Annotated in this window: 2 protein-coding genes and 1 pseudogene; all 3 read right to left on the reverse strand. The window is 62.0% G+C overall.

Annotated elements, in window-relative coordinates; all coding sequences use genetic code 11:
• Window positions 1-316 (reverse strand): annotated as a pseudogene (locus tag WCA53_RS30790) (ABC transporter permease); the annotation flags it as partial.
• A 36-nt stretch (window positions 317-352) separates the two neighbouring features.
• On the reverse strand, window positions 353-1,450 hold the full coding sequence (locus tag WCA53_RS30795) for a BMP family ABC transporter substrate-binding protein (RefSeq protein ID WP_423920410.1): 1,098 nt from the start codon (window positions 1,448-1,450) through the stop codon (window positions 353-355).
• A gap of 28 nt (window positions 1,451-1,478) precedes the next feature.
• Window positions 1,479-1,652 (reverse strand): allophanate hydrolase-related protein (locus WCA53_RS30800; RefSeq protein WP_423920413.1); only part of this gene is annotated, 174 nt, incomplete at its 5' end.

Raw genomic sequence — 1,652 nt, forward strand, 5'->3', positions numbered from 1 at the left:
GCGGCACCACCGCGGCAGCCAGGCCACCGAGCGCGAGCGCCCCCTCGCCGCCGATCACAACCAGCCCGACCTGTGCGGGCAACGCGACGCACAGCGCGGTCAACATCAACGGCGAGGCGCGCAGCAAGGTGCTTTGCCACGCGAACGACGAACCGAACGCGCCCTGAAAAATCAGCCCGATCGCATCGAGCGCGGGCGCGCCCTGCACCAGCAGGAACAGCCCGAACAACAACAGCGTGCCCACCAGCGCGCACAGGGTGGGGATAGCCGGCAGCACACCGAGCATCAGCCGGGCAGTACTCGCATTAGGACGCATGGCCGCTCCTTGAGAAGTGATCGAACCGCACGTGCATCAGATCTGCCCCACCACACCCGAAACGAGGTAGTTCATGCTTTCGAGCGTGTAGTCGGTCTGGATGTGATTCGTGCCGTCCGCGACCACCACACCGCCCTTGTTGTCCTTGATCGGACCTTTGAAGATCACGAACTCGCCGGACATCATTTTTGCTTTCACGCCGTCCGCGTTCTGGCGTACGTCGGGCGTTACCTTGGCTCCATACGGCGACATCTTCACGAAGCCTTCCTTCAGGCCGCCGCGCAGCACGTTCGGTTGCGGCTTGCCGGTTTGCGCGCCCGCTACCAGTTCCTTGTACGGTGTGGCCCAGTCCCATTCGGCGCCAGTGAGATAACCCTTCGGCGCGAGCGCTGCCTGGCTCGCGTGATAGCCGCAGCTCATGACGCCGCGCTTCTCGGCGGTTTCGATCACGACCTTCGGGCCGTCGACGTGACAGGTCAGCACATCGCAGCCCTGATCGACGAGGCTATTGGCCGATTCCGCTTCCTTGACCGGCATCGACCAGTCGCCCGTAAAAATCACGTGGGTGGTGATCGAAGGATCGACCGACTGGGCGCCGAGCGTGAACGCATTGATGTTGCGCAGCACCTGCGGAATCGGTTTGGCTGCCACGAAGCCCAGCTTCTTGCTCTTGCTCATATGCCCGGCGACCACGCCGTTCAGATACTGGCATTCGTCGATATAGCCGAAGTAGCTGGTGATATTCGACGGGTTGCCCTGCTTCCACAAACCACCGCAATGCGCAAAGCGCACGTTGGGATATTTGGCGGCCATCTTCAGCACGTGCGGATCGAAGTAGCCAAACGAGGTCGCGAAGACGAGCGTTGCGCCGTCCTGCTCGATCATCGCCTCCATAGACTTCTGCACCGCGATGGTCTCCGGCACGTTCTCTTCTTCGACGACCTTGACGTTGGGCAGTGTCTTGATCACGTTGGCGGCGGTAGCTTGCGCCTGGTTATACCCATAGTCGCCGCGCGCGCCGACGTAGATCACACCGACGCTCAGCTTGCTGGCGGCAAATACGGACTCGAATGGCAGCACCGCACCGAGCGTCAGGAGGCTGGCATTCTTGAGGAAGTGGCGACGATTGCTCATGGTTTATTCGGTCTCGTGTCGTTGAGGGTTATGGGCTGACAGCTGCGGAATTCGACTCAGCGAGGCTTGCGAGATAAGCCAGCCAGCCGCCAAAGTGGGTGATGTCTCGTGCGCTGGCAGCGCTGGTGATGGCCGAGGGCTCGCAAATGAAGCCCTTGACGCTGCGGCCATCGGCGAGGCGCACAGTGCCGATGCCCAGCGG

The organism is Caballeronia sp., from assembly GCF_049581465.1.
Taxonomy (GTDB): Bacteria; Pseudomonadota; Gammaproteobacteria; order Burkholderiales; family Burkholderiaceae; genus Caballeronia.

Bases quoted from the DNA above. Each gene is read 5' to 3' on its own strand.
- WCA53_RS30795 (WP_423920410.1), bottom strand. From the start codon at position 1,450: ATGAGCAATCGTCGCCACTTCCTCAAGAATGCCAGCCTCCTGACGCTC.